Genomic DNA, 23,415 nt, shown 5'->3' with positions numbered 1-23,415 from the left:
GGGCTTTATATGGAACATACAGAACAGGGCAACATCATCTCAAATACGGGTATTCTGGATCTCACAGGGAAGAAGCCGGAGGACTTGGAAGGGATCAGCCTTATTGAGAATGTGGGTCTCATCTTTGCTCCTGAGTCATTATCCGGGGCCTTAATGAAGATTCCGCAGAGAAATGTCGGGATGACGGTTTCGCTGCCAACGACGTCAGGGAAAATAAAAGTGCTGACCGGCCAGCTGACTTTAAGCGGCGATGTATTTGCGAACCAAGCTGGTTCGCCTGAGGATATTCTCGTCCTTGCAGGCCAAGCGATCATTACGTCATCCATTGAGAAGATCGGATTTAGCGAAGTCATTGTAGCCGGCCAGTTAATTGCCCCTAAGAGTCAAGAGGGCATGATAGCCAGTGCGATAACGCGTCTAGCCGGCCAGATCGCCTACTACAATTCTGCGGCACCTCGTTTATTCATGGGAGACCATACGTTCTCGAAGGACTTCTTTGATCTCATCGACGGGAAGATGGCTATGGTAATAGTCGGGAGTTATGAAATCGCAGCAGATGTAGATGTGGAGACCATCAAACAGAAAATATCGGAAATCGTCCTAGTAGGCGAACTAACGGTTCCGAAGGCGCTTGTGCCTGTTTGTCAATTTCTTGCTACCACACAGCTGGGTTCCATCCAAGCACGAGACGAACAAGCAGCGGTTTAGTCGCCGCCTATGAATAAAGAGCTGTTCCAAGAGCTGTATGGCGGCCACTCCAGGAAGGTGTTTGCTTATTTGCTAGGACGCACCACGAACAAAGAAGCGGCGGCTGATTTGCTTCAGGATACCTTTCTCCGCGTTTGGAACCGAATCGAAACCGTCAGGGGGATTCCTGAGGATCAGCAGCTCCACTGGATCTTTGCAATCGCTTCGAATCTGGTAAAGGACCACTACCGTAAATCGACATTCCGTAAGAAAACCGATGAAACCATACGTGCAGAACAAATTCAACCTACTGGCGATCTCTCGCAGTGGTTGGTAGGCAGGGAGCAGTTCCGCGAGCTTGAAGCAGCGATTAACGAACTGCCGGAGGAGCTCCGCTGCATTCTGCTCATGAAAGTAATCGGAGGAATGAATAGTTTTCAGATCAGTGACACCTTGAACATACCAGCTGGTACCGTTCGTTACAGAATCGCACAAGCCAGGCGGCTGATAGCCAATCAGCTCCAAATGCTGCCGGCCCAAGATCAGATAGAGAGGAGGAAACCCAATGGATGAAGAGTGGATGGAAGCCATGCTCCCCGTTCACGTTCAGCGCCAATTGGATCAGCTCTTGGAGAGCTGGGCCGAACAAATGCCAACGCCGCCAGCTCAAATCGACCTCGATAACGATCATATTTCCATTATTGCCAATGACCATGGCTACGAGTGGTGGCGCCGTTTGTTCGATCAAGCATATCTCAAACCTATTCCGGCGTTTCCTCCTGGATGGCCATTTCATAAACATGCAGGATGAATATGAATCGAATGAAACCTAATTGGCATCCCCTGCGTTAATTAGACAAGTCGTTAAGATTAACGCAAGGGAAGGTGTAAACATGGTCTTCTTGATTGGCTGCCTCCTATTCATTGCTGTGTCTATCTTCGTATTTCGACAAGCCGGTGCACCCTATGCGTATTCAAGGGGAGTTGCCCTGGCTGGTGGATTGTCCGTTCTGGCTGTTATTTGCCTCGGCCAGAACTACACGCAAAGCTTGATCCCTGAAGCAAATGACGGAATCGGGATATCCAACCAAGTGGCACGATGGATAATAGGCGATGACCGTTGGTCCAAGGACATGTTCAGAGAAGCTTTCGAGCAATCCATCACCTTCACTTTGTGCTTATTCGCAGCATATCCTGTCGTCCTATGGGTAGAATCGAGAAGGTTCAAGAAAGTGAAAGCAACCTCGAGGGCTTAGCCCTCTTTTTTATGCCCTATTGTTCACTGGGGCTTCTCCTCCTTCATAAAAAAATGAGGACGGCCCTTACACAGCCGTCCTAGGTAAGTATCGCTATGCGAGCGAGCTAAGGCTTGTACCAGACAGGGACAGCGCTTTCAAAATTCCGGTGATCGTCCAGCACCACACGGATGCGATCCAGCATCGATTCGAGCTGCTCGGGTACGACCTGCAGGGTCCACGTAATAGACGGGAATACGATGAGCGCCGCGTACAAGGCATACAGCTTCCAGAAACGATCCGGGACCTGCCCTTCAAAGTAACCATATATTTGCCCAATAGAAAAGGGTATGCTCACTTCTCTGCTAAAATAAGCGACTTTCAAAAAATCATGGTACGGATCGCCCCAATCGTATCGGTTGTAATCAATCACGCCCGCATAGCTCCGATTGTGAATAAGCAGATTGCTGGGATGAAAATCGTCATGCTGGAAACGGTCGGGCCGACCGATCATCTGGGGTAAATTCGCTTCAATAAAGGAGACGATCGCATCTTCTTCAGACAGCCTGACACCACAGCCGCGATACGCTGCATATTGCCGCTCATGCTTGGCTAGGCGTCTTATATGCCATGGAGCCATATCCGCAGGAGATTGAAGCTCATGCATGAGCTTCAATTCACGCCCGGCTTCTAATCCTATATGATACTGCTCATCGGATGTTAAGCTCGACAATACGTCGGTCCCATCTTCACCGATCACGAAGCGAAGCACCATATAGCAGACTTGCATGGATTCAATGGTGCCGAACGCTATGGGCTCCGATGTTTTGACTCCGGTCATGTACACGCGGCGGATTAATTCATATTCACTTCGTTTGCGTTCCATCTGCTGCAGGTCGGAAGTACGCAGTACGTATTGAGGTTGATCCCCTCCCTCGAATAGCAAATATTTCTCGTCAAACGAGAACCCTTTGTGAATCTGTTTGATGGCGGTTACCTGATGCAAGATAGGAATGTGCTCGTGAATGGAAATTAATTCCACGTTTATCCCCCCCTCTGATTTTCCTCTTCATAGATTACCACATCCGAATAATAGGTTTTTATATTTTTTTCCAAAAAGTATTGTTAACAATCTATATAATGGATTTTATCACATAAAGAAAGAGCAGTGTGCCGCAGCACACTGCTCTTTCTTCACGGAATGAATGGCATGCTCTTCCTGCTACCGAAGTCTGCCCTAGTTCATCGTAATCGATATTCGATCTTCCTTCTGCACCCAGTCGACCTTGGCGCCGAGCGATTCGCTTATAAATCGCAGCGGCAGGTAGGACGTGCCATTGATGCCGAAGGGTTTGTTGGCCAGCTGAACGACCTCGTTGTTTAATTTCGTTTCACCTGTCGTATAGTTGATCAGGATCGTAGTGCCAGGTTTGTCGGATTCCTTCTGGACGATGGTGACGGTTTTCAACTTATCGTCCCAAGCTACCGATGCACCCAGCTTCTCGAAGATTGAACGAAGCGGAATGAAAGCTTGGCCGTTTCGGGTGATGACGCCGCTTGTTAAGACTGCAGGTTCGGCGTTCAACTCCACTGTAATCGCCTTTTGGACCGGTACAGCTTCACTGTGCATAAATTCATAATCGCCGTAGCCTAGCTCGGCATTCTTGTTGACCCCCCAGCCCCATAGCGTTCCATCCTTCTTCTGCATAATCACGTGGCGTCCTCCGCTCTTAATTTGACTAACTTCGGAAGCGAGCAGCTTGAAGGCTGGATTGGCAGGCATGGCCTCCCGCTCTATGGAAGCTTCGTAGACCTTACCGCTCTTGCTTAGCACGAGCAGCGACCGTTCCGCGACGACAGCATCTGCCACATCAGTGATACTGTTCAATAGAATAGGCACGGCTCCCTTGTGGTAGACCGTTCCATCCGACCATCCGGTAATGGTCGCTCCCCAATACCACAGGCGGGACTGACTATCGATAGCGAGATTGGTGTTTCCATTCGTGATGATATTCTTGATATTCGACAGCTCTTTAATTTGCTGAGCCTTTACTGGACTGGCAGGCGTCTCCGCCCCTGTAAATTCAGTCGCCCACGTCCAGACCGTACCGTCCGCCTTGAGCGCCAGGTTCCGGTCGATATCGGTGATGTGATCAAGTGCTTGAATCGGCGCGAAGACTTGTGGGGAAGCCGTATCCTTTACGACCGTTCCATCCTTCTTCAGGAATACCAGCCGCTGGAAACCGTCCTTCGGGTAGGATTCGTAATAATTGGTAATGTCCGCCACATTATCGATACCGGAGAGCGGGGTGATTTGGGTGATATCCCATTTCCCTTCCTTCCTCGGAAGAACCGACACCTTCCCTTGTCCGTCGACAGTTAGCAGCTTGTCCCAATTCGAGTAGAAGAAGGCTGCGTTATCCAGCTCCTTGACCGGCTTGACCTGTGCGGCTGAGGAGAGGGAGCTTCTCTCCCAATACCAAACCGAACGGTCCTCCTTCATCACTAGCTGGCTGGTCAGCTCTTGAGATACGTCTGTCAGCCCATGGACCTGAGTGGGAACCGACTGATTCTGTCCCCATATCCAGTAGGTGCCGTCCGATTTAATGAAGGAGGTCGGCTCGAAGGATCGGATACTGACATTCGTTTCTGCTGCCGGGGCTGCACCGGCCAGGGAGCTTACAGATAAGCAGGAGGCCAAGCTTAGAATTGCAATCCACTTTTTCATTTACGATGTTACTCCTTCCAGAATGGAAAATATGAAGCATTCTGTTGATTATTTACACCGTAATGACGAATGCTCACGCACAAAGGTTGCACCAACGTGCCGCTGATTCCCTTGCCTCTGCTTATAATTTAACCCGCCGCTGCCGCTAAACTTCGTACAACGAAGCTCCGACAGCGCCGCAGAACTCGCCATTTTGAAGAAACAAGGGACTTCCCCCTCTTAGCTTCGTGTACCGGATGACCACCTCTTTAAGAAGCTTGTTCCGAAGGAACGAAGAACCGATAAAGATCACGGTGGATACACCGCACTGCCCGGCCGCGAGGACGCTTGTAGTCGCAACGGTCTCGCCGACCAAGCCGATCACGGCAGCCAGCAGCTCCTCCTTCGACAGAGAAGCCAACGAAGCGGAAGGCAGCAGATTCCCGAAGTTGCTCGCTGTTAAGTCTCCCGGTATTGGGGGCTCCGCTCCTTCATAGATATGACTGACCAACAGATCGATCCGATTCCGCGAGCCTTTGGCAGCCAGCCTCACAATCTCCTCGTAGTCGGTTAATCCCGTTAACAATTGCGCCAGACCCATCATGGTTCCGCCGCCGACTCCCGTTCCGCCCATTCGCTGCTGCCAGTGCTCCGTCACATGGTGAATGGAGGTTCCCGTGCCTACATTGGTGACCAGATAAGCGTCTTCCTCAAAATCGTTCTTGGTCAGAAAATAGCGCACGCCCTGGCTGGTTGCTTCGAACTCCACGATCTCCGCAGGCTTGTGCTTCATCTTCGATTTCAACAATGACGCCTTGCCGCCGGTCACACATATCTGAGCTTCATCGAAGCCATTGATCCATGAAGCGACATAATCTAATTGGATACTTGGAAACTTATGATATTTAAGCGACCCCCTATCCCGACAAACGACTTTAATGAGTGTCCCACCCGCATCGATTCCGATGTTCACGCTGCCACACTTCCTCTCCTAGGATGACAATGCAATACCCGATTCATCACCAAGAATGCTACCATTACATTACCATAGCTTCCATTCACGATGAAATAATAGCCGGTTCAATCAATAAGGCAGCTCCGCTAATGCGGAACTGCCCTTATTCTAGCCCGTTTTGGCTTGGGCCTCGGACTTCCAGACGAATACGCGCTTACCGGCCTTCTCCAGCCGCTCCACCGTTTTGAGCAGCGCCAGCTCGGCTGTATGATCCCAAACCTTCGTCTGGGTGAGATCGATATGAACCTCCTCGGCCTTGCAGCCGTACTCGATCCGCTCTTGAATTTCGACGGCCGAGCCGAAGAACAGCTGACCGCGCACATGATACGTTCGCTTCGACCCGCTCCATTCGCTGTGCACCTGCACCTTGGAGGCTTTGACCGCAAACCAGACGAAGCTGATCAGAACGCCGACCAGAACCCCAATGGCCAAATCATGCGTCAAGACAACTGCGCCAACCGTCACGATCATAACGACTGTATCGCTGGCAGGCACGCTGCGGAACCGGAACACCGATTTCCAGTCGAAGATTGCAACGCAAACCATCAGCATGATGCCAACCAGCGCGGCCATCGGCACCAGGTCGAGCAAGCTGCCGAACACGACGACGAGAAGCAGGAGAAACACGGCGGCAACAAGCGTAGATAACCGGCTGCGTCCGCCCATCTTCACATTCAATACCGACTCAGCGACAAGCGCGCAGCCCGCCATGCCCCCGAAGAAGCCCGCGACGAAATTGGCAATGCCTTGGCCCCGCATCTCTTTGTTCTTGTCCGTCTTCTCCTCGGTCATCTCATCCAGTAAATTTTGCGTAAGCAGCGTCTCGGTATAGCCAACAATCGCCAGAGACAGCGCGTAAGGCAAAATGATCATGAACGTTTCCCATGTGAACGGCACGTCCGGCAGCAAGAAGGCCGGCAGCGATGCGTCAATCTTAGCGATATCACCAATCCGCGACACGTCCCCCATCCCCATCGCCCATACCGCAAAGGTCAAGAGCACAACGGCAACCAGCGGCGAAGGTATAGCCGTGAAGTAGCGCGGCAGGATATAAATGATCGCGAGCGTAACGGCAGCCAGCGCATACATCGTCCATGAAGCACCTGAGAAATAACGAAGCTGCGACATAAAGATAAGAATAGCCAGTGCGTTGACGAACCCCGTCAATACCCCGTGAGGCACGAAATTCATGAGCTTCCCGAGCTTGAAGACACCCATTAAGTATTGAAAAACGCCTGTGAGAACGGTTGCGGCGAATAAATATTGAATGCCGTGCTCGTTCACCAAAGTAAGCATCAAGACAGCCATCGATCCCGCTGATGCGGAGATCATGCCGGGACGGCCTCCAAGAAACGTAATAACGAGCAGGATGCAGATGGTTGCGTAAATGCCCACCGTAGCAGGTACGCCAGCCATGAATGAAAATGCCAGCGAGTCCGGAATAAGCGCCAATGTGGCGGTCATGCCCGCCAGCACGTTCGCTTTCACCCCGGTTGTCCACTGCTCCCGCCATGAAGTTTGGCCTAGAATATGTGTCACCTCATTTAATATGTTTAAACGGTCTTAAGCAGCCGCTCGTATTTATCACTTTGGTTAGCATACCCCCTTGGCCGCCCAAGGGTCAATGGAAAAATGACAAGCCCGGCTAACGCTGCGCCGGCTTCCGGCAATGAAGCCTGACACTGAAGATCGAGCCTTCCCCTTCATGGCTTTCCACGTCGATTCGTCCGCCGTGGATATCCATGATAGACTTCGTTATGGACAAACCCAGTCCGGCCCCTCCATATTTCCGCGCACGGGAGGTGTCTACCCGATAGAACCGGTCGAGCAATCGCGGAAGATGTTCGGCCTCAATCCCGGGTCCATTATCCCGTACAGTCAGCAGGACTTCCTCTGTCGGGGATACATCCGGAGCAGGAGCAACCGACAGCTCGATAATGCCGCTCTTGGGATCTGTATGATCGACCGCATTCTGGAACAAATTAAGCACGACTTGCTTCATTTTGTCAGGATCGAACCAGCTTGTGATGCCCGCTGCCGTGTCAATTCTGACATCCCGGTCTCCGGCCAGCATACGAAGCTGGGGCTCCATCCCGCGTACCAGATCCGCCAGTTCGCCTTCCTCCAGCTCCAGCTCGGGAGCACGGTCCAGTCGAGCGAGCAGCAGAAGATCATTAACCAGTTTAATAATCCGCTTCGTCTCCCCCTGCATGCTGTTCAATGCCCGGTGCAGCTGTTCCGGCTGGTTCGCCGCCCCCCTCAGCAGTACCTCGACAAACCCGTTAATGGACGTTAGCGGCGTACGCAGCTCATGCGATGCATCCGCCACGAACCTCTGCAGCCGCTCGATTGCTTCCTTCTCAGCCTCGAAGGACGTTTCCAGCCGCTCCAGCATTTCATTGAACGATGCGGATAGCCGGTCGATCTCAATCTGACCCTGCCGGTCGGCCAAACGGACCCCCAAGCTGCCGGCATTCACCCGTTCGACCGTCTGGATCATACGGGATAACGGCACCAGCGTTCTCTTTAGCACGGGGACGAAGGCAGCTAGCCCGAGCAGCATGGCGAGCAGCGACAGCGACATGAATATGACCAGCTGCCGGATCAGCACATCGCGAATCTGCCCGGTGCTTACGTTGACCTGCGCAATTCCAACGGCTGCACCGCGTCCGCCTATAGGCTGAAGTACAACTAACTGCTCCGTCCCATCCTCGCCGGTCACTCTCTCATAGGTCCATCTTCTATCATCGAACAAGCGCCGATAGCTCTCATCTGCCAGCTTCGGTGCCGCTGCCGACATAGTCCCTTGGGAAAGTACCGACAGCTTCCCCTGACGATCGATGAACGCCACCGTTCCATCGGGAATGACCGGCATACGCCCGCGGCTGAGCTTTGGATTCTCCGCCCCATATTTATCCACATCTTCTGCCGACCGGAGCCATAGATCCGCCGGGAACGCCATTATTTGACTCTGCAGGCTCTCGGCCTTATTCCGAATCAGGGACTGCTCCATCAGCACATACTGAAACACGCCAATAAGCACGAGAAGTACGGCCATCACCAGCAGCGTCCGTGACAGCAGCTGCATCCGCAGCGAACCGGGGCGTATCAGCCGGGAAAGCCATGCGCTTAGCCGCAGCCGCTTCATGGCAGATCAACCCGGTAGCCTGCACCGCGAATCGTCCGGATGAGCCGATGCTCCCGATCCTCCAGCTTCTCCCGGAGCGAACGAACATAGACCTCGACAATGTTATCTTCCCCGCCAAAATCATATCCCCATACTTGATCCAGGATCGTTGGCTTACTCAGTACAAGCCCATGATTGATAACGAGATATTTCAGCAGCTCGTATTCCGTGGGTGACAGCTCGAGCGTCCGCTCTCCGAACCGTATTTCCTTACGCCGGTCATCGATGCGGAATGGCTCCGCAACCACTTCTCCGAACAAATGCGGATGGTGATTGCGCAGCCTCGCCTGAATGCGTGCCAGCAGCTCTGCAAAGCTGAACGGTTTGATCATATAGTCGTCAGCTCCGAGCGAGAGACCCTTCACCCTGTCGCCTACCTCTTCCTTAGCCGTCAGCATAATAATGCCGATGTGGCTCTCGCTCTGCTTGAGCAGCCGGCAGAGCGAGAATCCGTCCATTCCCGGCATCATGACATCGAGCACGGCCACATGCGGCCGATGCTCCTTGACCATATCCAGAGCGCTTGCCCCGTCCGGCGCAGTTATCACCTCATACCCTTCATTGAGCAGTCCCAGCTCAATGAATTGCAATATATTCGGCTCGTCGTCAACGAGTAAAATTTTGATTCCATTCCCCGGCTTCATGCCCGTGCCACCTCCAGCTTGTACGCTGCCCATTATATAGAATGGTCAACAGCATACTCCATTATCGCCTTTGAACCTGAATGCCGGCTGAAAGAAAACTGAAGACCCGCTGAATGCAATCGCCCGTGAATCATGCAAAAACGCATCCAAGCCAGCACCAATGGCTGCCTGAATGCGTTATGCTCCGTGATAAGGCCGGCTTCCCGGCCTTTAGGAGGATCTATATCTATTCTAAAATAAGCTCGATCTGGCTTTTCACTTCATCCGTAAGCACGATCCCGGATGCCTTGGCGTTCTCTTCCACCTGTTCCGGACGGCTTGCACCTACAAGAGCGCTTGCTACATTCGGCTGTCGCAGAATCCATGCGAGCGCCAGCTGGCCTACCGTAATATCCAGTTCGGCGGCAAGCTCGGACAACGCATTCACTTTAGCCAGCTTCTCCTCCGTGATGCCTTTGCCAACCCAATCCAGCTTCGCCGCGCGGCTGTCTGCCGGCAAATCTGTAGCCGATTTGTACTTTCCTGTCAGCAAGCCTTGCGCGAGCGGCGAGAAGACCACTTGACCGATGCCGTTGCGCTCGCCGAACGGAATGACTTCCTTCTCGATGTAACGGTCGAGCATGTTGTAGACCGGCTGATTCACGACGATGCGGTCCAGCAGGTAACGGTCTGCAATTCCCAGCGCTTCCGACATTTGAGCCGCTGTCCATTCGCTTACGCCAACATACAGCACCTTGCCCTGCCGCACGAGATCATCGATAGCCCGCAGCGTCTCATAGACAGGCGTCTCCTTATCGTGGCGGTGGCAATAATAAATATCCACGTAGTCCAAGCCTAGCCGCTGCAAGCTTGCATGGCACTGCTCCATGATATGCTTTCTCGACAAGCCGCGGTCATTGGGTCCATCGCCCATCTGTCCGAACACTTTCGTCGCCAGCACGTAAGACTCGCGCGGGAACGCCTTGATCGTCTCGCCCAGCAGCTTCTCGGCAGCCCCTTGCTCATATACATTCGCCGTATCGAAGAAGTTAATGCCCAGACCGTAGGCGGTATGTATCGCCTTAACTGCATTCTCGCGTTCCACGTATCCGCCATATGTCAACCAACTGCCCAGGCTAATCTCACTTACCTTTAATCCGCTGCCACCAAGTTTACGATAGTTCATGTTTTGGGTCCTCCTAAAAGTTTTGTGAGCTATTCGCTTCATTGTAGCGAAGTCGAGCAAAACTTACTTCGTAAGCATACGCCTAGTTTTGTGAGCTATTCGCTTCATTGAAGCGAAGTCGAGCAAAACTTGCTTCGTAAGCATACGCTTACAGGCCGACGACGACTTCCTGACTCCCAGGTACATGAACTATTGTAATCAGTGCAGTATTATTTTTAAAGTAGTGAAATTATTATCTCTATATTATAACAAGTATATGTGCTATATTCTGATATACTTATATACAAAAGAGGAGGCTTGTCTCATGTCCGCTAGTAACTACGTACCGAAAGAACCAACGGTTATCGATTGCAACATCGAGCGAACCCTTCATGTCATCGGCGGCAAATGGGCATTTCTTGTGCTCCGGGAGCTGTTCTGCGGGAAGAGAAGATTCGGCGAGCTTCAGCGGCTCATTCCGGCCGTCAGCCCGAGGGCGCTGACCAGCACGCTTCGGCATTTGGAGGAGCAAGGGGTTCTGGAACGTCATGTTTTCGCGACGGTTCCTGTAACAGTGGAGTATACGCTAACACCCAAGGGCGAGGATTTGCATCAAATTTTAAAAGAAATGAAGCTCTGGTCCGCCAAGTGGACCTAGTCTTTACCTTGCCCTCGCTTCTGAACTCTCGATCGTGTGATCTCCCGCAAATTACTGCTGCTTCTGCACCAGCGCCCATCTTGCCTCGATGAATTGGAGCAGCCACTGACGTTCACCGGGTAGATGTTCACGAAGACGGGCCGCAGCTACCGGCAGCAGCCAAGCATCCAAGTCCTTCGGCTCTACGCCGGTAAGCCTCATATAGGTTTGCAAGTAGGTACGGCTTAGCACCCGCTTCATGATCTTCATTGCTGGAATGAAAAGCACGGGAATTCCCGGCGGAATGAACGGACTGCTGAGCAGAATGCTGGTTCTCGCTGCATCTGCAAGCGGATTCCCCACATAAGTATCCGTCCAGTCAATGATAGCGGGTGATTCCTCCGGACCATGAAGCAAGATGTTATCCGGATGAAAATCGCCATGACAGATCGAGCTGCCGCCCGGCAGCTTTTTCATATACGCGCATATCGCTTCCGCTCTCCCGCCCAATAGGTCCTCGGATTGTCGAATCGCCTCGGCGAGCCGCTTGCTCTGCTCAGGGAGCCCCTTCCCTATACCGTCCGAGCGGTGCATCCTCCCGTGCAGCCGCGCCAGCATTCTGCCGTATGCCGCAATCCTCCATGGCTTGGACGAAATCTGCTTCAGCATCGTGCGGCCGATGATGCGTTCATATACGATGCCATGCCGCCCTTCAGTCTCCACAATCCCGAATGGCGCCGGAGCAGGGATGCCGGCTGAAGATACGATCGTACTGATCTCCACTTCGTATTGGACCCAATCCAGAGGAATCGACGGGTAGAACAGCTTGATGACTCGATTCCGGCCCCATTCATACACCTCAGCTGTCATTCCCCTGCCAATCAGCAGACCTTTTTCTATCGCATGATCCAATCCTATGCCCCCCCTTTCATTGACCCCTGAGAAGATAGGTTCCCCTGCTGCTTCACATGGGCCTCGTTCCTGATCGTGAAGCTGCTGCAGCCTGCCGTTCACCCATGCTTATACAGACCCGAGTCCACCGTTCCACAGTCGCAGCCTGTCGATTCACCATGGCGGAATCTTCTCTCTGCGTACGCGTGGTCCCCGATTCATACGGTATATCCGCCCGATTGCGCAGCCTCTGCTTGGACCGGTGCAGCACCATCTTGACCGCCGGGATCGTACAGCCCTGATGCTGCGCAATTTCTTGATAGGAATACCCGTACCACTCCGCGAGCAGAAGCATGTCCACCTCACGTTCAGACAGATGGTCGGTCAGCCATTCCATGAGCCCGCGAGCGGCGGCATAGTTAGGGTCATGATAAGCGTTCTGCATCCCTTCCTCGAGGGGTACCAGAACTCCGCGGTTTTTCCGATAAGCGTCGATGGACAGATTGCGGGCGATTTTGTATAGCAGCGAACGTGGATGGTGGAAAGCTCCGATTTTGCGATAATGCTGGAATGCGCGCAGAAGGGAATCCTGGAATAAGTCCTCCGCTTCCCATTGCGATGGTGTCAAATACAGGCAATACGTCCACAGCCGGTTGAAATGCGGCTTCACGACGTCCTCGAATTCTTCCCGCGCCCTCATGCTTCTTCCCCTCCGATCATCCTCATGCTCGGTACAAGTGTATCAGACCATTATGAACATATTATTAAAACGACGAAGAGGGCTCCCCCACAAGCAGCCTACTCTGCTTATGAGACAGCCCTCACATCGCTTTCTTATCCGTTCACGGGCAGTCCGCCTTGTGCAAAGCTGCGCAGGCTTGCCATGAATGGGCGATCCAATCGTACAAGCAGAGCCTAATCGAAGCCCGCCCGGATGCTTACGCTTCGACGGTATTCCGGCTCTCGAGCGGCTCATAGCCGCCAGATGAATAAATCGCTTCCGTCAGCCGGATCACCTTCAGCGCGTACTCGCCGGAGACGAGCACCTCATGCTTGCCGCGAATGGCATCGACGAAGCTCTTATCTTGATTCGTTACACGCGGAGGAAGCTCTACTGCAATCGCTTCGCCGCTGTAGGTCTGAACCGTAATATGGCCGTTATTATAGTAGATGACGCCCTTATCTCCGCAGTAACCGTACGTTTCGTTGAAGCCCGGGACATGCCCGATAATGTTGAGAGCGGCGAGCGCGCCTTCCTCGAAGCGGATGCTTGTGAAGGAATCGATCTCGACAGGAGCTCCATTCGTATTGATCGACGCCTTCACCTCAACAGGCGTAAGGCCTGTCGTCCACAGCAGCATATCGATAATATGACTGCCGGAATCCATAAGCATGCCGCCTCCGGACAATGACGCAATTTGGCGCCATGTCCCGGTCTGGCCTTTCTGCCAATCCTGGTACAAGGTCGCATTAACCGATGTCAGCTTGCCGATCAAGCCGCTTGCGATCGCTTCGCGGATATAGATGAACTCCGGTTGAAAATGCCGCTGATACGAGACCTGCAGCAGCTTCCCCTGATCCTCTGCTTTGCCAATCAACTGCTCTGCTTCCTTGGAGGAGCAGGTCATCGGCTTCTCGATCAGCACGTGACAGCCGCTGTCCAATGCATCAGAAGCATGCTCGTAATGAAGCGTATGAGGCGAGCAGATGACAACGGCATCCAGACCTCCCGCATTCAGCATATCTTTGTGCGAATGGTAGATACGCGTCTGGTGCAGGCCGATCGATGATACGATTAGATCGGTGTTCCGCTGGCTCGGATCCGCAATCGCCGCGATCTCGACATCTTCAAGATCCAACAGCTGGCTGACATGTCCGTGTGCAATGCCGCCGCTTCCAATAAAGCCGATTCTCAACTTCGCCATTCCAATCACTCCTTAGCGTTATCATAATGCCCGGCAGGCGCTTCCGCCGCCTTCACCCCGGCGATACGAATCCGGGTATCGGGAGGAACGGCATTGGCCGGCCTTTTTTTAAACAACCATCTATCGGGTGTATCGGTAATCCCTTGGCTGATCGTAAGCTCGAAAGCTTCCTCCGGAAGCCGGTCTGCGCGCAGCGTGATCCGGTTGCCGTCCACCGTAACCGACATCCAATCTGCGGATACCTGCCGTCCGTCGACCAGGACGGTGTAATGAGCCCCGTCCGCGGCGGTATGCACATCGATGCGTTTGTTGAAGGATAGGATAAGCTCATCCGGCCCATTCCGCAGTGCCCGTAAGGGAACGGGAGCCGATTCATACATATCGCCGCCAATGTGATATTCATAGGCCGTCCAAGACGTGAAGCCGATCTCGAAAGCCGCAGCCTCGAACTGATCCAGCCACTTCCTGCCTTTAATCATGGATTCGCCGGATCCGATATCCGCCTGAACCCCCAGCGGAAGCTCCGGAAACTGGGTGCGAATCGCATCCATGAACGGCTGATAGCGCTTGGTATAGTCCGGGGGCAGGTCGCCCTTCAGCCAATCCGGCCAATGCGTCTGCAGCATGTGCAGATCGGGACGGACCAAAGCAACCATAGAAGGAGCATCCATCCCCTGCTCTACGCGAAGACTTTCCGCCGAATCCGGGCCGGCGTCAATCGCGAGCGACCACGTCGCAACAAGGATATCCGGCCTTGCCGCCCTGACTCCATCCGGGGCATTAATCATTTCATCGATAAAGCCATTAACCGCATCGACCCGGAATTCCACCCACTTCATATAGGTTTGCGTATCTGTCGAATAATACCGGGGTGACTTAGGATCGACGAAATCCGGCATCTCCAGTCCATACCGTTTCAGAAACGCGCTCTGCGCAAGCGGGCCTACATCGCCATAGACACCTCGTTGAATGCCGCCCCACTCCGGAAAATAAGGCTCGGCAATTTCGATGCCGTCGAAGGGATAGCTGCTCACCAGCTTAACCATTGCAGCCTTCTTCCACCTCGTATAACCGGGACTGAACGGGGACAAGCGCTGAAAGCCGTCGTTCGTCTCCTTCAACAGCCCCATTTGCCAAGAGGGCCACTCCTCGGGATAATCCGCGGTCGAAAAGGTTCCGTTGCCAATGACCATCGCCCACACGCCAATCCCTCTCTTGTGAAAAGCGTCGAGCAGCGGCTTGTCGACGATGTTCTCGTTGACCACGAAGTAATGGACGCTCCGGTAACCGGCCAGCTCGATCTCCTCCGCGATACTGTCTGCAGACCGATTCTGATAATACGGAAACAAGGGGTCAATCTGAATACTCGGACCTGCAAGCATCCCGTCCCTTGTCTTCTGCTGCAAGCGGCTGTTTATTTCACTCGCCTCCTAATAACGCTTGATGGTACGGACATGTTTCCATGAATCACAGCTGCACGAAGTCCGGGAAACAACCATCGCTCTTTCCAACATATCCCGTTAACATGAAAATAGCACATTTGTAAGGAAATGTTCTATAAAAATTTATTTTTTTATAAGAAAATGGAGGAAAAATTCTTTTTTCGGTATCGAAAAACAGCCTTCCCGGATTCTCTTGTCCGAGAAGACTGTAGATTGTCTACGCTATCTCACCTCTTTTGGCGCAGCGGTTTCGTGTATGCCCCGCTCCTGACACCTGCATGCGTGCCATATAGATAGATCAGCAGGCCGATGAACGGAATGAAGCCGAGCAGCGCCATGGCGGCAGGCTGCTCTTCCCGCTTCCGATCCTCATTGATCGCCCATACCGCCAGCAGCGTCAGTACGGCGAAGTTGACAGTCATCACACTGACGAATTGCGATGCGCGGAATGCCTCGCCATATGTGCGCCAATCCCCTGCGATCAGACCGTAAGCGAATAATACCGCAGCCAGCAGAAGCAGCACCGTGTACGTAACGCGGCTTTCCAGTACACGCCTGATGCGAGCTGGCGTCCGGTTGCCGCGAGGCAGCGGAAATTGCAGGCGCAGCCAGAAGTAAGGCACAAGGGCAAATGCGCCGAATGCAAACGAGCCGATGACGAATGGCCATGCGGGAATGCCTGCCGTATCCCTCCGGAGCAGCAAACACGCGTAGGCCATCGGATAGAGGCCAAGCAGCGCGAACAGCATGAGCAGCGTCGGCTCTCTCGTCTGAAGCGTAAACAGCTCCTTCATGACGATGTCCGCTCCTCCACGCTCCCCGGGCGCAGCCGCCAGCGCATACAGAACGAAAGCCAGCCAGCCGAGCAGCAGTATCATTCTCATTTTATGAAGCCCCCTTTTCAAATCGCCTTTCCTTCTCCTTACCACCAAACGGCTCGGATTACCCTCATCATTTCGTTATGGGACTATATGCATCCACACCGAAGCGGTTCAGATAAGCAAGAAACCCTTCCTCATGAGAGAAAGGGTTTCTTGTAGGGAGGGACGAGGCATTTACCGCCTTACGCCGCCGAAACGAGAGAACAGCTTCACACATACCGCTATCCAGCACGCGCTGAACCAATAACCGCCAATTAAATCCGATGGATAATGCACCCCCAGATAGACGCGGCTCAGGCCGATGCTTAGAATCATGACGGCTGCGAGGAGGATAATTGCGATCCGCCATAACCGTGTCGGCATATGGCGCCACAGCAGATACGTGAGGATCCCGTAGAAGGTGAAGGAAGCCATCGAATGTCCGCTCGGAAAGCTGTACCCCGTCTCTTCGATTATACGGTGAATATCCGGCCGCGCACGCTGATACAAACGCTTCAACAGCTCGTTAAGCAAGGTCGAGCCCGCCATTGCCCCCAGCAGCAGGATGATCTCTTTGCGGTGCCTCAGCACCACGAACAGGATTGCCCCGGTCAGAAGCACGAGCGGAATGACGACAGCAGACGAGCCGAGCGTCGTCAATACTTTCATCACGCTAGTCAGGCCCGGACTCTCCCAGCCCTGTACCGTATGTATGATCGCCAGGTCAAACTCCTTCAGCCTATCCCGGGTCACCAGCATCGACAGCCCTTGAAATCCGGCAAGCGCAAGCAGCAAATAAATGAACCACATTGTAATTCCCCCAATACCAGCCTGTTTACAATTTTCCATTATACGATAACGATGCCATCCTGCAACAGCTGATTTTGATCCAAGCCTCCTATTCGTTATGATCGTACTAGGGCGAAAGCTTGTTTTACGGATAATCAAGCCGGTGATTCCTGCAAGTTCCGGCATCTGACCGTATCGCCATTCACAGCTCGATCATATATAGAATGAGAGGGAGGTGGACAAATTGCAGGCAAAGAGTACAAGCAACGTGAAAGGCATTGATGTAAGCCGGTGGCAAGGCGATATTGATTGGGACAAGGTTAAGGCCGATCAGATCGAATTCGCATGGATCAAAGCTACAGAGGGTACAAGCATTGTGGATCCCCGCTTTGCAGCCAATGCGGTAGAGGCCGCTGGCGCAGGCTTAAAAACCGGATTTTACCATTATGCGCATCCCGAATTGAATACGCCAATTGCGGAGGCGGCTCACTTCATAGAGACCGTGGATCACTATGAAGTGGATCTTCCCTATGTTCTCGACATCGAGGGCAAGGCTGGGAGCATCGGTGCGGCTGAAGTGACTTCATGGGCGGCAGCATGGCTGGAGGAGGTGCGGCTGCGCACCGGCCATACGGTCATGATCTACACCGGCGCATACTTTGCGAAGACGTACCTTGGCAAGCGATTAGCCGAGTACCCGCTGTGGGTGGCCAATTATGGTGTGAATAAGCCAATGGGCAATAGTACGTGGAGCTCTTGGTCCGTATTTCAATACTCGGACAGCGGCAAGGTTAACGGCATTCGCGGCGATGTGGACCTGAATGCAATGGAGCAATCGTTCTATGATAAATATAATGGTGAACAGCATCCGGCACAGCCGGAGGATTCGATTAAGGTTGTCGTGAACAACGAATTTGCCGTTCATGGCCGCAGCATTAATGGACATGTCTATGTTCCGATGCGAAAGCTTGGTGACGCGATAAGCGTCAAGGTAGATTGGGACAATCTTAGTAAAACGCCGCTGTGGAATGGCAAGGCTGTCGATGAATATCTCATTCTTAACCACACCGTGTATATTTCCGTTCGTTCAGCAGCTAAGCTGCTGGGCGGCTCAGCATCCTGGAACGCCGGATTCCGGGAAGTAACGATCCGGTATCCGTATTAGCATTGAGGATTCCGCTGCAACACGAAAGAAGACCGGTTCGCCAATGGCGAACCGGTCTTCTTCATGTGTATGGGGCTTACGCTTGTTCCCCAAGTTTGGACAGAAACTCACTTTCCAGTTGTGGAAGATGTTTGTCCATGCATTTGCAATAGTAGTCTTTGCGGCACATCGGGCAAGGAATGTTCAGCAGCCGATTGGCGCTGTTCAGCGACCAATCCGGATTTTTGCTGAGGAAAAGACGATATTTGGACTTATCCGTCAACGTGACGACATACTGGTACAGCTTCGTCTTTTCGTTCGAATCCGAGGGTTGAATGTCCGTTATTTTCGGGTTAAATGCCATTGTTCAGACCGCCTATTCAAGATTTTGCGCCGCCAATCATGTCGGCACAAGCCGATTCTTCTTATCCAAGAAGAAAGGATATTTTAGAAATAGCATAGCCTTAATGGTATTGTGTTGTCAATGTTGCGGCACGGACGGCAGCCTCGAATTGAAAAAAAACGGCAGCTCCCTGCATATTGATGTTGAATATATGTCAGTAGTTGTCATGTATGTACGTTTACAATGAGGAGGAACGCACAGAATAAATAGATGAAGGAGCGGATTAGGATGAAGCCATTGGAAGGTAAGGTAGCGGTCGTTGCCGGCGCGACGCGTGGAGCCGGACGGGGTATTGCCGTCATGCTCGGGGAGGCGGGGGCAACGGTCTATGTAACAGGCAGGAGCGTCCGGGGCCAATTATCGGATATGGGGAGAACCGAGACGATCGAGGAAACCGCCGAGCTGGTGACAGCAAGCGGCGGACTTGGTATTCCCGTTCGCGTCGACTATTCCGTGGAATCCGATGTACAGGCCCTGCATTCCCTTCTCATCGATGAGAGGGGCGGTCAATTAGACCTTCTCGTCAATGATGTATGGGGAGGCGATTCGCTCGCCGCATGGGGCAAGCCCTTCTGGGAAAACGCCCTGCATGACGGAATTCTTATGCAGAAGCGCGCCATTCATACCCATCTTATGGCCAGTCACTACCTCGCCCCGTTAATGGTTGCCCGCAAGCAGGGGCTCATCATCGAGATTACCGATGGCAGCGATTATGCTTACCGCGGCAACCTCTATTACAGCCTTGCCAAAATCTCGACCATTCACCTCGCCCAGGCGATGGCCGCGGATCTGCGCCCTCACCATGTCGCTGCTGTCGCGCTAAGCCCGGGCTTTCTCCGTTCGGAGGCGATGCTGGACCACTTTGGCGTCACGGAAGCGAACTGGCGCGATGCGGGCCAAAAGGATGTTCACTTCCTCCAATCCGAGACCCCTGCGTACATTGGCCGAGCCGTTGCAGCATTAGCTGCAGACCCGAATGTGCTCGCAAGAAGCGGCAGCATACTGACTACCTGGGGATTGTCGGATGAGTACCCGTTTACCGATGCGGACGGACGCCGCCCGCACTGGGGAAAGTATGCGGCGGAGCAAGGCTTCTAAGCGCGGCTTGTTGTTCGCAAGAGAGAGAAGACCACTGGAATAGCGAGCATGCGCTCATGAACATACCGGCTTAAATTATGAAAAGCGTCCTCTGCCATGTAACAAACCATGGCGTAGGACGCTTCAACAATACTCCCCTGCTTAACGGCGGCTCGATTGGGGTCCGCACGAGAGCCGCAATGCTATTTATGCTTGCGCCAATCGAGCTTGCTGTTTTCCAGCAGATGCCCAAAATCATTCTCAAGCCGCTTCTGCTCTGCCAGGCGTGCGTCCTCCGCCCGCTTGCGCTCGGCTTCCTTGCGCGTTTCTTCGGCCGACTTCAGCTCATCCGAAGCGGCCTTGAGCTTCTCCACCAACTCAGGCCGGAGCAGATCCTTCAAGGTTGCCGGTTTATCCTCGGATCTCTCGGCTGAATTCGCCCGTTCATTCCGGCTGGCGGCCGGACCTCTTTTCTTCGCTTTCGCCATACGATCACCTCAGTTTTTGCTTTTGCTCATTATAGCATGTTTACTCTCCTGGCAGCACATCCTACAGCTGGTAGCCTACCGCCTTCAGCCATCCGCTATAGGCAGACTCCCGCCAGTCTTCGCTTCGTACCGGCATGAACACGGCATCCTTCTCCCACAGCTCACGAAGCTCTTCGGTTCCGCTCCAGAAGCCTACGCCCAGCCCCGCCAAGTAAGCAGCGCCAAGCGCGGTTGTCTCCAGCACGCTAGGCCGAATAACGGATACGCCGAGCAAATCGGACTGAAACTGCATAAGCAGCCGATTCGCTGCGGCCCCGCCGTCCACTCGCAGCTCCCGAAGCTCGATTCCCGACTCCGCGCACATCGCCTTGAGCACATCGGATGTCTGATACCCGATGGCCTCCAAGGCAGCGCGAACGATGTGAGCCGTTGACGTTCCCCTTGTCAGACCGGTGATCATACCTCGTGCATCCGGACGCCAATATGGCGTGCCCAGACCCGTGAACGCCGGTACGAAGTAGACGCCCTGCGCATCTTCTACCGACGCCGCCAACGCTTCGCTCTCCGAAGCGCTTCCCAGCACGCCAAGCCCGTCGCGAAGCCACTGAACCACGGCACCCGCCGTAAACACGCTGCCTTCCAAGGCATAGGTTACCTGATCGCCAAGCTGCCAGGCGATCGTGGTCAACAGCCCTTTATCAGAGGTGACAGGACGGTCTCCTGTGTTCTTCAACAGAAAGCAGCCTGTTCCATACGTATTCTTCGCCATTCCGACATCGTAGCAGCCTTGTCCGAACAAGGCCGCCTGCTGATCACCGGCCGCTCCTGCAATCGGAACCCGGATACTTCCGCCCAGCATCCGGGTGTGGCCGTACAACCCGCTCGAGGCTTTCACCTCCGGCAGCATCATGCGGGGTATCCCCAGCTTCGCAAGGATTTCGTCGTCCCATTCTAATGTATGAATATTGTACAGCATTGTTCGTGACGCGTTCGTCGCATCTGTGGCATGTACTGCGCCATCGGTCAGCTTCCAGATCAGCCAGCTATCGACTGTCCCGAACAGCGCCTCTCCGCGCTCCGCCTTCTCGCGCAAGCCGGGTACTTCATCAAGCAGCCACTTCAGCTTCGTGCCCGAGAAATAAGGGTCAAGCAGCAAGCCCGTCTTCGCCCGTACATCGGCTTCCCAGCCGTCCGCCTTCAGCTCTTCACACAGCCTACTTGTACGGCGGCACTGCCAGACGATCGCGCGATGAAGCGGCAGCCCAGTCGCACGATCCCAAATCACGACGGTTTCCCGCTGATTCGTAATGCCGATCGCCGCAATTTGACCAGCTTCGACTCCGGCTGCCGCTTCGCGCATAACGAGCTGCTGCGTCTGCCAGATCTCCTCCGCGTCATGCTCCACCCAACCGGCTTTTGGAAAATACTGTGTAAACTCCCGCTGGGCTACCGCCACCGTCTTCCCGCTCCGATCAAACAGAATCGCCCGGCACGATGTTGTGCCGGCATCCAATGCCATAATATATGATTCCATCCGAGTATCGCCCCCGTCCTAATTGATGCATACGCCCTCAGTCTGATTCTAATACCACCCGAGTACCTGCCCTGGTGGGTCCCGTTCGCTGCAGAGCTGTATGGCAGTGAACATCATGCAGCCCAACCAAGCCCAACCAGAGATGACGGCTCAGTTCGACGCTCCGTACTCAACTCTACATTCTTCGTGAATCAGCCTCGATTATCCTGCCGGGTCGTCAACGGAACGCGAGACGCAAGCCTTTCCCCTCTAATTGAACAGGTTCAGGAATCTTGAATGGATTACGCAGCCTAGATAGCTTCTCTCTGGAACCACGCCCTCAACGTAGCAGAGCCCGGAAACCACCGTCGCAGTGGATTTCGGGCTCTGCTCTTTCCATTACGCACAGGAATGTCTGTCTATTGCTTCTCCATTCCCTCAAGAAATTGCTGTCCAATAGAACGTCCCTCGTCCTTATTGACGGCATCGTCCAGCCAATCCCTCAGCTTCACCCCGTCCTGCTCGGCTTTGTAGAAGAGGTTCGACGGAGATAGCGTATGCGGTGTCCGGCCTGACTTTTCGTTACGGCCATAATCCGTGATGTAATAGTAATAGCCCGGCAACGTTTCCGCGAGATGTCCTGCCGAGCGCAGCATCCTCTCGGACCACCGCTCGAGATACTCCGCATCGCCCGAGCCATCCCCGTTCAGATCCTTCTCAAAATCGAACAGCAGCTCGTCGTGAATCGTATTGGATTGCAGCAGGATGGCGTCATCCGGAAGACGACTGCGGTTGGCTTCGAATACCGACGATATCAAATCCCCGCTAATCGTATACCCGAAGGTCGCAGTAAAGCCGGTGTTCCACTCATCTTCAATGATGTCCGGCCAACGCTCGGTGTTCAAATAAGAACCGTCCGAGTACTGGTAAATACGCGCATTCGGATAACGCCCCGCAATCTCGGGCGCCCAGAAGGCAGCACCGAAGCCGCCCGCGCTTTCACCGGCGATCAGCACCTTGGACTGGTTACCATAATGGCTCTCGATCCAGTCCAATGCTTCAAGCGTATTCGTCTTCCCGTTATAACGCATGGTGAATGGCTTGCCGTCCTTGTCCGCGTATTCCTTCACCGCATTGCCGATATGCAGGTCTCCCGTGGAATAAGGAATATAGACGATGTTCCAGTCCTTGAACGGATTGTCCGCATGGTTACTGTCCAGAATACCCCCGAGCGTGCCGGGCTTGAAGAACGGTATGCTCTCAAAATAGTATTTGATTTCCCCGCCGCTCTTGACGAGATTCGCCAGGCTGATAGGCCTTGCTGCCGTTTCCGCATCCCAGGCCACGCCCCCGCCGGAGAAATAGATGATCAGCTGGTCTGACTCCCCTTTTTTGGCAAAAAGGAAATAATCCGATCCATCGGCGGAAACGACCTGCGCCTCCGCGTCGAATTTGATTTTATTCCATGCATAACGCTCGGCATCGGCCCAATTGTCCGGCTCTGCCGGCTTCTCGAAGGCGAAGAAATAGATATAACCAACCAGCAGCAGCATGAATGATGCAGCCCCGCCTATGCCGATCCATACGATCTTACGCAGCTTTATCCGAGATTCCCCCATATTCCGCC

General features: G+C 53.6%; 24 protein-coding genes. 7 read left to right on the top strand and 17 right to left on the bottom strand.

Annotated features, from left to right (window positions below; all coding sequences use genetic code 11):
- Positions 1 to 9: 9 nt before the first annotated feature.
- The 4 genes from NNL21_RS20865 to NNL21_RS20850 all read left to right on the top strand — a co-directional run bounded on the left by NNL21_RS20865 (position 10) and on the right by NNL21_RS20850 (position 1,943).
- Positions 10 to 708 carry a hypothetical protein gene (locus NNL21_RS20865; protein ID WP_204819903.1) on the top strand — a complete coding sequence of 233 codons (699 nt, stop codon included), beginning with the start codon at positions 10 to 12 and terminating at the stop codon, positions 706 to 708.
- 9 nt (positions 709 to 717) lie between these two features.
- Positions 718 to 1,260 (top strand): RNA polymerase sigma factor, encoded by a 543-nt coding sequence (locus NNL21_RS20860; RefSeq protein WP_204819902.1) that lies wholly within the window; start codon positions 718 to 720, stop codon positions 1,258 to 1,260.
- Positions 1,253 to 1,498 (top strand): hypothetical protein, encoded by a 246-nt coding sequence (locus NNL21_RS20855; protein WP_204819901.1) that lies wholly within the window; start codon positions 1,253 to 1,255, stop codon positions 1,496 to 1,498. Before NNL21_RS20860 ends, NNL21_RS20855 begins: the two co-directional genes overlap by 8 nt.
- Before the next feature lie 82 nt (positions 1,499 to 1,580).
- Entirely contained in the window at positions 1,581 to 1,943 is a 363-nt protein-coding gene (locus NNL21_RS20850; RefSeq protein WP_204819899.1) for a hypothetical protein, read from the top strand.
- Between the two features lie 106 nt (positions 1,944 to 2,049).
- Here NNL21_RS20850 and NNL21_RS20845 read toward each other — a convergent pair whose 3' ends face one another.
- From NNL21_RS20845 to NNL21_RS20815, 7 genes are all read right to left on the bottom strand, one after another.
- Positions 2,050 to 2,964, bottom strand: a complete 915-nt coding sequence (locus NNL21_RS20845) for a phosphotransferase family protein (protein ID WP_204819897.1) — start codon at positions 2,962 to 2,964, stop codon at positions 2,050 to 2,052.
- Between the two features lie 195 nt (positions 2,965 to 3,159).
- The gene (locus NNL21_RS20840) at positions 3,160 to 4,650 is read right to left on the bottom strand and encodes a stalk domain-containing protein (RefSeq protein ID WP_204819895.1); all 1,491 of its coding nucleotides are present in this window, start codon (positions 4,648 to 4,650) and stop codon (positions 3,160 to 3,162) included.
- Between the two features lie 145 nt (positions 4,651 to 4,795).
- On the bottom strand, positions 4,796 to 5,602 hold the full coding sequence (gene coaW, locus NNL21_RS20835; RefSeq protein ID WP_204819893.1) for a type II pantothenate kinase: 807 nt from the start codon (positions 5,600 to 5,602) through the stop codon (positions 4,796 to 4,798).
- Between the two features lie 150 nt (positions 5,603 to 5,752).
- Positions 5,753 to 7,132 (bottom strand): SulP family inorganic anion transporter, encoded by a 1,380-nt coding sequence (locus NNL21_RS20830; RefSeq protein WP_256555365.1) that lies wholly within the window; start codon positions 7,130 to 7,132, stop codon positions 5,753 to 5,755.
- A 157-nt stretch (positions 7,133 to 7,289) separates the two neighbouring features.
- The gene (locus NNL21_RS20825; protein WP_204819890.1) at positions 7,290 to 8,792 is read right to left on the bottom strand and encodes a sensor histidine kinase; all 1,503 of its coding nucleotides are present in this window, start codon (positions 8,790 to 8,792) and stop codon (positions 7,290 to 7,292) included.
- On the bottom strand, positions 8,789 to 9,475 hold the full coding sequence (locus tag NNL21_RS20820) for a response regulator transcription factor (RefSeq protein WP_204819888.1): 687 nt from the start codon (positions 9,473 to 9,475) through the stop codon (positions 8,789 to 8,791). Before NNL21_RS20820 ends, NNL21_RS20825 begins: the two co-directional genes overlap by 4 nt.
- 226 nt (positions 9,476 to 9,701) lie before the next feature.
- Complete coding sequence (locus NNL21_RS20815) at positions 9,702 to 10,640, bottom strand: aldo/keto reductase family protein (RefSeq protein WP_204819887.1); 939 nt, start codon at positions 10,638 to 10,640, stop codon at positions 9,702 to 9,704.
- 304 nt (positions 10,641 to 10,944) lie between these two features.
- Between NNL21_RS20815 and NNL21_RS20810 the strand changes: the two genes are divergently transcribed.
- The gene (locus tag NNL21_RS20810) at positions 10,945 to 11,277 is read left to right on the top strand and encodes a winged helix-turn-helix transcriptional regulator (protein WP_204819886.1); all 333 of its coding nucleotides are present in this window, start codon (positions 10,945 to 10,947) and stop codon (positions 11,275 to 11,277) included.
- 51 nt (positions 11,278 to 11,328) lie between these two features.
- On the opposite strand, the gene NNL21_RS20805 is transcribed toward NNL21_RS20810, so the two are convergent.
- From NNL21_RS20805 to NNL21_RS20780, 6 genes are all read right to left on the bottom strand, one after another.
- Positions 11,329 to 12,168, bottom strand: a complete 840-nt coding sequence (locus NNL21_RS20805) for a phosphotransferase family protein (protein WP_204819884.1) — start codon at positions 12,166 to 12,168, stop codon at positions 11,329 to 11,331.
- A 52-nt stretch (positions 12,169 to 12,220) separates the two neighbouring features.
- A complete protein-coding gene (locus NNL21_RS20800; protein WP_204819883.1) occupies positions 12,221 to 12,847 on the bottom strand; it encodes an RNA polymerase sigma factor in 627 nt (208 codons plus the stop codon).
- Positions 12,848 to 13,085: 238 nt separating this feature from the next.
- On the bottom strand, positions 13,086 to 14,072 hold the full coding sequence (locus NNL21_RS20795; protein ID WP_204819881.1) for a Gfo/Idh/MocA family protein: 987 nt from the start codon (positions 14,070 to 14,072) through the stop codon (positions 13,086 to 13,088).
- 5 nt (positions 14,073 to 14,077) lie between these two features.
- Positions 14,078 to 15,454, bottom strand: coding sequence for an N-acyl-D-glucosamine 2-epimerase (locus NNL21_RS20790; RefSeq protein WP_204819880.1), 1,377 nt, complete (start codon positions 15,452 to 15,454; stop codon positions 14,078 to 14,080).
- Positions 15,455 to 15,741: 287 nt separating this feature from the next.
- The gene (locus NNL21_RS20785) at positions 15,742 to 16,398 is read right to left on the bottom strand and encodes a hypothetical protein (RefSeq protein WP_204819878.1); all 657 of its coding nucleotides are present in this window, start codon (positions 16,396 to 16,398) and stop codon (positions 15,742 to 15,744) included.
- Between the two features lie 171 nt (positions 16,399 to 16,569).
- Positions 16,570 to 17,184 (bottom strand): phosphatase PAP2 family protein, encoded by a 615-nt coding sequence (locus NNL21_RS20780; RefSeq protein ID WP_204819876.1) that lies wholly within the window; start codon positions 17,182 to 17,184, stop codon positions 16,570 to 16,572.
- 223 nt (positions 17,185 to 17,407) lie between these two features.
- Here NNL21_RS20780 and NNL21_RS20775 point away from each other — a divergent pair, with 223 nt between their 5' ends.
- Complete coding sequence (locus NNL21_RS20775) at positions 17,408 to 18,328, top strand: GH25 family lysozyme (RefSeq protein ID WP_204819874.1); 921 nt, start codon at positions 17,408 to 17,410, stop codon at positions 18,326 to 18,328.
- A 76-nt stretch (positions 18,329 to 18,404) separates the two neighbouring features.
- On the opposite strand, the gene NNL21_RS20770 is transcribed toward NNL21_RS20775, so the two are convergent.
- Positions 18,405 to 18,671 carry a hypothetical protein gene (locus tag NNL21_RS20770; protein WP_204819872.1) on the bottom strand — a complete coding sequence of 89 codons (267 nt, stop codon included), beginning with the start codon at positions 18,669 to 18,671 and terminating at the stop codon, positions 18,405 to 18,407.
- Between the two features lie 267 nt (positions 18,672 to 18,938).
- Between NNL21_RS20770 and NNL21_RS20765 the strand changes: the two genes are divergently transcribed.
- On the top strand, positions 18,939 to 19,808 hold the full coding sequence (locus NNL21_RS20765) for an SDR family oxidoreductase (RefSeq protein WP_204819871.1): 870 nt from the start codon (positions 18,939 to 18,941) through the stop codon (positions 19,806 to 19,808).
- A 182-nt stretch (positions 19,809 to 19,990) separates the two neighbouring features.
- On the opposite strand, the gene NNL21_RS20760 is transcribed toward NNL21_RS20765, so the two are convergent.
- The 3 genes from NNL21_RS20760 to NNL21_RS20750 form a co-directional block, all read right to left on the bottom strand.
- Complete coding sequence (locus tag NNL21_RS20760; protein WP_204819870.1) at positions 19,991 to 20,275, bottom strand: YqkE family protein; 285 nt, start codon at positions 20,273 to 20,275, stop codon at positions 19,991 to 19,993.
- A 61-nt stretch (positions 20,276 to 20,336) separates the two neighbouring features.
- Complete coding sequence (gene glpK, locus NNL21_RS20755) at positions 20,337 to 21,809, bottom strand: glycerol kinase GlpK (RefSeq protein ID WP_204819869.1); 1,473 nt, start codon at positions 21,807 to 21,809, stop codon at positions 20,337 to 20,339.
- A gap of 398 nt (positions 21,810 to 22,207) precedes the next feature.
- On the bottom strand, positions 22,208 to 23,407 hold the full coding sequence (locus NNL21_RS20750) for a pectin acetylesterase-family hydrolase (protein ID WP_204819868.1): 1,200 nt from the start codon (positions 23,405 to 23,407) through the stop codon (positions 22,208 to 22,210).
- Positions 23,408 to 23,415: the final 8 nt, after the last annotated feature.

Source organism: Paenibacillus mendelii (assembly GCF_024498075.1).
Lineage (GTDB): Bacteria > Bacillota > Bacilli > Paenibacillales > Paenibacillaceae > Paenibacillus_Z > Paenibacillus_Z mendelii.
The sequence above is the reverse complement of the archived record's forward strand: the minus strand, read 5'-3'. Positions and strand labels throughout refer to the sequence as shown.

Bases quoted from the DNA above. Each gene is read 5' to 3' on its own strand.
- NNL21_RS20865 (WP_204819903.1), top strand. From the start codon at position 10: ATGGAACATACAGAACAGGGCAACATCATCTCAAATACGGGTATTCTG.
- NNL21_RS20860 (WP_204819902.1), top strand. From the start codon at position 718: ATGAATAAAGAGCTGTTCCAAGAGCTGTATGGCGGCCACTCCAGGAAG.
- NNL21_RS20855 (WP_204819901.1), top strand. From the start codon at position 1,253: ATGGATGAAGAGTGGATGGAAGCCATGCTCCCCGTTCACGTTCAGCGC.
- NNL21_RS20850 (WP_204819899.1), top strand. From the start codon at position 1,581: ATGGTCTTCTTGATTGGCTGCCTCCTATTCATTGCTGTGTCTATCTTC.
- NNL21_RS20840 (WP_204819895.1), bottom strand. From the start codon at position 4,650: ATGAAAAAGTGGATTGCAATTCTAAGCTTGGCCTCCTGCTTATCTGTA.
- NNL21_RS20825 (WP_204819890.1), bottom strand. From the start codon at position 8,792: ATGAAGCGGCTGCGGCTAAGCGCATGGCTTTCCCGGCTGATACGCCCC.
- NNL21_RS20820 (WP_204819888.1), bottom strand. From the start codon at position 9,475: ATGAAGCCGGGGAATGGAATCAAAATTTTACTCGTTGACGACGAGCCG.
- NNL21_RS20815 (WP_204819887.1), bottom strand. From the start codon at position 10,640: ATGAACTATCGTAAACTTGGTGGCAGCGGATTAAAGGTAAGTGAGATT.
- NNL21_RS20810 (WP_204819886.1), top strand. From the start codon at position 10,945: ATGTCCGCTAGTAACTACGTACCGAAAGAACCAACGGTTATCGATTGC.
- NNL21_RS20800 (WP_204819883.1), bottom strand. From the start codon at position 12,847: ATGAGGGCGCGGGAAGAATTCGAGGACGTCGTGAAGCCGCATTTCAAC.
- NNL21_RS20795 (WP_204819881.1), bottom strand. From the start codon at position 14,072: ATGGCGAAGTTGAGAATCGGCTTTATTGGAAGCGGCGGCATTGCACAC.
- NNL21_RS20790 (WP_204819880.1), bottom strand. From the start codon at position 15,454: ATGCTTGCAGGTCCGAGTATTCAGATTGACCCCTTGTTTCCGTATTAT.
- NNL21_RS20785 (WP_204819878.1), bottom strand. From the start codon at position 16,398: ATGAGAATGATACTGCTGCTCGGCTGGCTGGCTTTCGTTCTGTATGCG.
- NNL21_RS20780 (WP_204819876.1), bottom strand. From the start codon at position 17,184: ATGTGGTTCATTTATTTGCTGCTTGCGCTTGCCGGATTTCAAGGGCTG.
- NNL21_RS20770 (WP_204819872.1), bottom strand. From the start codon at position 18,671: ATGGCATTTAACCCGAAAATAACGGACATTCAACCCTCGGATTCGAAC.
- NNL21_RS20765 (WP_204819871.1), top strand. From the start codon at position 18,939: ATGAAGCCATTGGAAGGTAAGGTAGCGGTCGTTGCCGGCGCGACGCGT.
- NNL21_RS20760 (WP_204819870.1), bottom strand. From the start codon at position 20,275: ATGGCGAAAGCGAAGAAAAGAGGTCCGGCCGCCAGCCGGAATGAACGG.
- glpK (WP_204819869.1), bottom strand. From the start codon at position 21,809: ATGGAATCATATATTATGGCATTGGATGCCGGCACAACATCGTGCCGG.
- NNL21_RS20750 (WP_204819868.1), bottom strand. From the start codon at position 23,407: ATGGGGGAATCTCGGATAAAGCTGCGTAAGATCGTATGGATCGGCATA.